General features: G+C 41.0%; 5 protein-coding genes and 1 pseudogene. 2 read left to right on the top strand and 4 right to left on the bottom strand.

Annotated elements, in window-relative coordinates; genetic code table 11:
* Nucleotides 1-94: 94 nt before the first annotated feature.
* A pseudogene (locus BLV99_RS15795) lies at nt 95-520 on the bottom strand (glycerol-3-phosphate 1-O-acyltransferase PlsB); the annotation flags it as partial.
* A 291-nt stretch (nt 521-811) separates the two neighbouring features.
* Here BLV99_RS15795 and BLV99_RS15790 point away from each other — a divergent pair.
* Both BLV99_RS15790 and BLV99_RS15785 read left to right on the top strand, forming a co-directional pair.
* The gene (locus tag BLV99_RS15790; protein WP_086184246.1) at nt 812-1,684 is read left to right on the top strand and encodes an acyl-CoA thioesterase; all 873 of its coding nucleotides are present in this window, start codon (nt 812-814) and stop codon (nt 1,682-1,684) included.
* Between the two features lie 735 nt (nt 1,685-2,419).
* Entirely contained in the window at nt 2,420-3,658 is a 1,239-nt protein-coding gene (locus tag BLV99_RS15785) for a dicarboxylate/amino acid:cation symporter (protein ID WP_092692403.1), read from the top strand.
* On the opposite strand, the gene BLV99_RS15780 is transcribed toward BLV99_RS15785, so the two are convergent.
* The 3 genes from BLV99_RS15780 to yihA form a co-directional block, all read right to left on the bottom strand.
* Nucleotides 3,655-4,074 (bottom strand): VOC family protein, encoded by a 420-nt coding sequence (locus BLV99_RS15780; protein ID WP_074946170.1) that lies wholly within the window; start codon nt 4,072-4,074, stop codon nt 3,655-3,657. The genes BLV99_RS15785 and BLV99_RS15780 overlap by 4 nt on opposite strands.
* A gap of 92 nt (nt 4,075-4,166) precedes the next feature.
* Nucleotides 4,167-5,111 (bottom strand): metal-dependent hydrolase, encoded by a 945-nt coding sequence (locus tag BLV99_RS15775; protein ID WP_092692401.1) that lies wholly within the window; start codon nt 5,109-5,111, stop codon nt 4,167-4,169.
* 147 nt (nt 5,112-5,258) lie between these two features.
* Nucleotides 5,259-6,143, bottom strand: coding sequence for a ribosome biogenesis GTP-binding protein YihA/YsxC (yihA, locus tag BLV99_RS15770; RefSeq protein WP_092692398.1), 885 nt, complete (start codon nt 6,141-6,143; stop codon nt 5,259-5,261).
* Nucleotides 6,144-6,233 lie beyond the last annotated feature (90 nt).

Here is a 6,233-nt window from a genome sequence, read left to right as displayed (position 1 = left end):
TCAAGGTGAAGTGTGTCTAATCAACAGGGTTTTCGGTCTCTAAGCACTTTTAAAAAGGAACTTCATCGACTCAAATCTCTATTTGCAACAGTGCCCCCCAAAGTACAGTAACAGGAATCAGTTCAATATCAATTTCAGGATGCTGTTCTAAAACATCGATCAGACGTAATAAGCGCGGTGGAAAAGCATGGGGTGGCGGATTGAGTAAATTATTTTCATCGTGATGTTGTAAAAATAACACCGATGCTTTTTCTTTATGATCACCAATGACCAATGGATTTAATGCTGGTGATAGTTTGAGACGACGTGTTTCACCATCCACGATCAAGGCATTGCTGCGCGAGTAATTTTGTAAAACATAACAGACTATTTTTTGTTGAATAGGTTGGTCTGTGATTGTATTTACGTCTGTAGCTGTCGGTTCAGTAGGAACCTCACCAAGAACATGTGGAGTTACCACAAGGTCAAGCAGTTTACTGGAAAACTGACGATACATTTGACCAAAGCCACTCTTGGACATACACACTCCTACTTAAATGACCGCAACCCCAGATTTTCTGAGGGGGGATGGTTTTGCATTATTGTAATTTAAAACTGTATGTCATTTTCTGACAAAATGCATATTGATTGTAAAATTTTATCGTTAAAAATCGTATTTTTAGCCACTATAATCCGAAAATAATGTGACAGACTAGTCAGACTAACGCTAGGGATTTAGTCTGAATTTGTGGCAAAATAGATAAAATAGTTTATTTGATTGATTTAAATTTTCCGCCTCCATCTCCGATATTCCACATCAAAAAGGTCGCTTATGAACGCGTTAACCCAAGAATTGGTTGAATTATTGAGCCTTGAAAAAATTGAAGAAAATATCTACCGAGGAATAAGTCGAAACTTGGTTGGAAAGCGTGTTTTCGGTGGGCAAGTATTAGGACAGGCATTACGCGCAGCATCGTATACCACAGATCGTCCTGCACATTCATTGCATGCTTATTTTTTGTATGGCGGTGATGTCAATGCCCCTATTTTGTATCAAGTTGATCGTTTACGTGATGGCAAGAGCTTTGTCAGTCGTCAAGTCAGAGCCATTCAACATGGTCGAACGATTTTTACCGCGATGATTTCTTTTGCGCATCCAGAAGAGGGTTTAAATTATCAGATTGCTGAACCTGAATATCCAGCCGTTGAAACATTGAAGTCTGAAGCTGAATTAAAAAAATTGCTGGTCGAATTTGTACCCGAAAACGTCCGTGCCAGTTTTATGCGCGATCGTCATATTGATATCCGTCCAATTGATCCAAGCAATCCATTTCAACCGCAGCCTGAAGCGCCTTCTTATGCGCACTATTTACGTACGCACGATAAAATCGCGGCAGAGATGGATGAGATTTCTTTACATCAAGCCATTGCCGCATTCTATTCAGACTTTACTTTAATGACCACGGCACTTCGTCCGCATGGTTTAAGTTATTTATCGCCTAGTTTGCAATGTGCCAGTATCGATCATGCCATGTATTTCCATAAACCATTCCGTGTGGATGAATGGATGCTGTACGACATGGATGCAACCGTGAGTGCAAGTTCGCGTGGTTTAAACTTCGGTCGTATGTGGCAAAATGGTGAGCTGGTGTGTAGTACCACACAAGAAGGTTTAATTCGTATTCGTGAAATTGAAACCCAATAAGGTGTCGTTTTACTTTAAAAGAACTGGGCATATAGCTAATGCCAGTCAGTTAAGAAATTGACTGGTTTTTTTATTTTAAATTCATGATGTTACTTGATACGCGGAAACGTCATCCGCAACTGTTCGAGGCATGAGGTGTATACACCGCAAGATTAAAAAAGTAAAGTTTCTGCGATTAATTGATCAATAACAGGTATTCGACGAGTTTTGCGGATGACAAATGTTTTTCTTACGAAGCGCTGCTTCTCATTTTGGCTAATGAGAAACATTGTTTCGCAAGGAACAAACGAGCTCCAAGGATTTGATTTAAAGAGATAAGACTCCGTCGTGAATAACTAAAAAGTTAAGGAGTTAATTGTAAAACTCCTTAACTGACTGGCATTAGGGCATATAGCCCAGTTTTTGATGATGGGGTATTAGTAGCAGCGAGGGATGTCTTCCGACACATCTTTATGGCAGCCATGACCTGAATGAGCAAAGGTTTGCCCAATGCTTAAAAGCAGTACGGTGATGAGGATTATTTTTTTCATAGTTGTGCTCTTTTAATTATGGGTGGATCGGTAGTCATTCAAAAGCAGATTTTATGCCATATCTTTATTAAGCCGTTGTTGATTCAGATAAAGGGTGAATCATGCTTTGGCATATTTATGCTGAACTTGTGACAAAAAATTCCTCGATTCTAAAAATAGGGCATGGCATAGTGCCTACAAGACTGAACAATAAAAGCATGCAGAAATGGGCTTAAACACACAAATTTTAATTGCTGCGATTCTGGGCGTAGCTTTTGGCTTTCTTCTCAATTTTTATCCGAATACGCCATTTTTTGATGCCAGTTTGTATGGCTTGGGGATTGCCAGTAGTATTTTTATTGGCTTATTGAAGATGCTTTTAGTGCCCCTTATTTTTAGTTCAATTGTAGTCGGTGTATCCAATTTACAATCGGGTGGGCAATTGGGTAAGGTTTGGAAAATCACCTTGGCCTGCTGTGTCACGACCACGACTTTGGCTTTGATACTCGGCATTGGCTGTGCGCATTTGTTTGATGTTGGGAAGGGTGTCGACATTGCGATGTTTCAGGATGCCATGAATCAGCATCAAACACCCGATACGTTAACTCCAACCTCATTTTTGACTAATTTTATTCAAAACACCTTAATTAATCCCTTTAAAGCATTTTCTGAAGGCAATGTTCTTGCTGTGGTGGTGTTTGCGTTGTTCTTTGGTGTGGCTTTGGTGCATGGCGGTGAGCGTTTTAAAACAGTACGGCAACTGAGCCAACAGTTCTTTGACATGATGATGTTCATGATTATTTGGGTGATGCGACTGGCGCCGATTGGTATTTTTGCTTTACTGGCAAAATTGATTGCTACGGAAGATATTTCGGTGCTGAACCGTTTGGTTGAGTTCGCTGCTGTGGTGACGGGAACCACTATTTTTCATGGGGTTGTGGTTTTACCGCTATTATTGTGGATTTTCGGCAAGATGAGTCCGCTGACCTTTTTTAAAGGAGCACGTAGCGCACTGATTACCGCTTTTGCCACCAGTTCAAGTTCTGCCACCATGCCACTTTCGATGAAATGTGCGCAAGAAAATTTAGGCGTACGTCCTGCAACAGCCGGTTTTGTTATCCCACTGGGTACACAATTGAATATGGATGGTACGGCGCTGTATGAAGCTGCTGCGGCTTTATTTATTGCCAATCTGATGGGGTTAGATTTAAGCATTGGGCAACAGCTTATTGTTTGTATGACCGCAATGATTGCATCACTCGGTGCACCGGGCATTCCCAGTGCAGGTATGGTGACTATGATTATGGTGTTGCAATCGGTGGGTTTGCCTGCCGAAGCGATTGCTATTTTATTGCCGATAGATCGTTTGCTGGATACGGTGCGTACAGTGGTCAATGTGCAGGGCGATATGATGATTAGTGTGGTGGTGGATCGTCATACCCGCGATGATGAAATTACCACTTAATCATTTTCCCAACACGGATTCCATACCACTTCCCATAAATGTCCATTGGGGTCTTGAAAATAACCGGCATAGCCACCGTAAAATGTGGCTTGTGCTGGTTTGATAATTTGGGCACCTGCACGTGCTGCTTGCGCCATGACTTGATCGACCTCGAGTGGACTAAAAACGTTATGTCCAAGGGTCATTTGGGTTGGACACATTGCACTGAGTTCTAGACCTGTATCATGCTGAATACTTTGTTGTGACCATAAAGCGAGTTTTATATCCGACTGGAGTTCAATAAAAGCAACCGCACCATATTCATATTCTTGACCCAAAATACCTTCGCTATGTAGACCTAAACCTTCACAATAAAACTTCAATGACTGCTCTAAGTTGTTAACGGCAAGCGTGATGACAGAAATATAGGGTTTCATGTTTTATCCTGATCTTTTTTTGATCTGGATGTATTGTAGTGCAAATAAAAGTAGGGCATAAAGCCCTACTGTTTGGTATTTGTGTGACAGCCTTAAGCGACTTTCAGTGCTGCTCGTTTTGCCGCAGGGGAATGGTCTAAATAGGCAATTGCATCTTCGGTTTTGGCTTCATGCACTGGATCGTACCACGGCATTAAATAACCCAATTGTTGTGAAATGAGCCAAAATGGATTCGGCATGATGCGGTTATCTTTTTGTGAAATGGCATACCATTCGCGCCAAATCCACGGTTTAAATACACTGGGCTGAATCGATTTAAAGCGTTCATCTTGCTTCATAATATGTGCTGCGCCGTCCACCCACAAACCCAGTACGCCAACAATCACCGCCACACTTAAATAGTAACGTGCAATATAGCCACCACCCAGATGACGGTATAAATCAAATGCCACGGTACGGTGTTCAATTTCTTCAGCACCATGCCATTTAACCAGATCTAACATGGCAGGGTCCGCGCCCAGTTGTTCCCAATGCTGGTTGTATAAAACATATTTTCCAAGCACGCAGGTCATATGTTCAACTGTGGCAATAATCCCGAGACGAAATAAATCCCATTGATGTTCTAGCACTTTAGGGACTTTTAAACCCAAAGGTTGGTCTGCCAGTAATTGACCAAACAGAAAATCCATAATTTCAAGATTACGTTGTACATCAATGTTACGCACAGTCAGATATTCTTTGTTGGCTGAAGCATGAGCCTGAGCATGCATGGCTTCTTGGCGAATAAAAGCTTTGACATCTTCTTTGAGTTTTTCATCGCTAATTTGCGTGAGGACTTTGTTATAAAGGCGACAAAACCAAAATTCACCGGCAGGTAAAATCATATTAATTTCGTTGATGAAGTAACTGGTAAAAGGATGGTTGGGAATCCAGTCGACGGGTGTTTCTTGCCATTCAAATTTGACTTTTCGCGGTTTAATTTGGTATTGAATTGAAGATCCAATTTTAGACTTCTTGAGTAAAGATAAAAGCTTCATCATCCTGTCCTATTGTTTTTTCACTGTGAGTGTATTCACATTGCTTAGAATCAGTATAAAAAAATGCCCTCAATTGTGGTTAGCAATAGAGGACATTCCAATATCAATAGATGATGAGTTTGCTTAGACCATCTAATTTACAATAGATTATTGCTCGTTTTGAGGGAGATCTGCTGAGCTATGGTCGCTACTTTCATTTTCAAATGTAGCATCTTCAAATTCATTTTCATCAAACAGTTCCTCATCACCTTCAACAAACTCAATTTCATCTGCTGATGCATCAGGAATACTGTCTAAATCAAATGCGCTGGCTTGTTCGAGGGTAAAGTTCAGACGACCGCCCATCACACTGGCAAGTTCTTCTAAGCCTTGTTTATTCATAGATGAGAACAATTGAATGGAGAACTGAAGCTTCATTTTTTTCAATTGTTGTTGTACTTCTTGCAGTACTTTTGATGCAGGGCCACGGTTTAATTTATCTGACTTGGTTAATAACACATGCACAAATAATTTACGTGAATATGCCCATTCCAGCATCATGACGTCAAAGTGTTGTAATGGATGACGAATATCCATCAACAACACCAAACCTTGTAGGCTTTGGCGATGAATTAAATAATTTTCCAGTTCTTTTTGCCAAACCAGTTTCATCGCTTCGGGTACGGCTGCATAACCATAGCCGGGTAAATCGACCAAGCGTTGATCTGGATTCCCCAAGCTAAAGAAGTTAATCATTTGGGTACGACCCGGCCTTTTCGATGCACGCGCCAATTGCTTTTGGTTGGTTAATGCATTAATTGCACTAGATTTACCTGCATTGGAGCGACCTGCAAAGGCAATTTCATAGCCAGCATCTTCTACGCAAAGGTTGAGCTTAGGCGCACTCATTAAAAATTCGGCTTTGTGTAACCAGTTCAGCGAGCGAACAGAGTACTCAGTAATGGCTGGATCAACTTTTTTCTCATAGCTAATCTTTTGCTTAGGCGCAGCCGAAATTTTACTGTTTTTGGATTTTCCTCTGCTGTGGTGCATAACTCAACTTCAATAAATGATCTACAAAGAAGCATTATAAAGGAAGTCGTCTAGGCAAGCGACCTTTGCATTTTGAAAGCGGAAAACTTT

Origin of the sequence: Acinetobacter kyonggiensis (assembly GCF_900107285.1) — a bacterium.
GTDB classification, from domain to species: domain Bacteria; phylum Pseudomonadota; class Gammaproteobacteria; order Pseudomonadales; family Moraxellaceae; genus Acinetobacter; species Acinetobacter kyonggiensis.
Note: the sequence above shows the minus strand (reverse complement) of the source record. Positions and strands in the feature narration are given on the sequence as shown.

Coding starts and splice junctions, on each gene's coding strand:
- BLV99_RS15790 (WP_086184246.1), top strand. CDS start 812: ATGAACGCGTTAACCCAAGAATTGGTTGAATTATTGAGCCTTGAAAAA.
- BLV99_RS15785 (WP_092692403.1), top strand. CDS start 2,420: ATGGGCTTAAACACACAAATTTTAATTGCTGCGATTCTGGGCGTAGCT.
- BLV99_RS15780 (WP_074946170.1), bottom strand. CDS start 4,074: ATGAAACCCTATATTTCTGTCATCACGCTTGCCGTTAACAACTTAGAG.
- BLV99_RS15775 (WP_092692401.1), bottom strand. CDS start 5,111: ATGAAGCTTTTATCTTTACTCAAGAAGTCTAAAATTGGATCTTCAATT.
- yihA (WP_092692398.1), bottom strand. CDS start 6,143: ATGCACCACAGCAGAGGAAAATCCAAAAACAGTAAAATTTCGGCTGCG.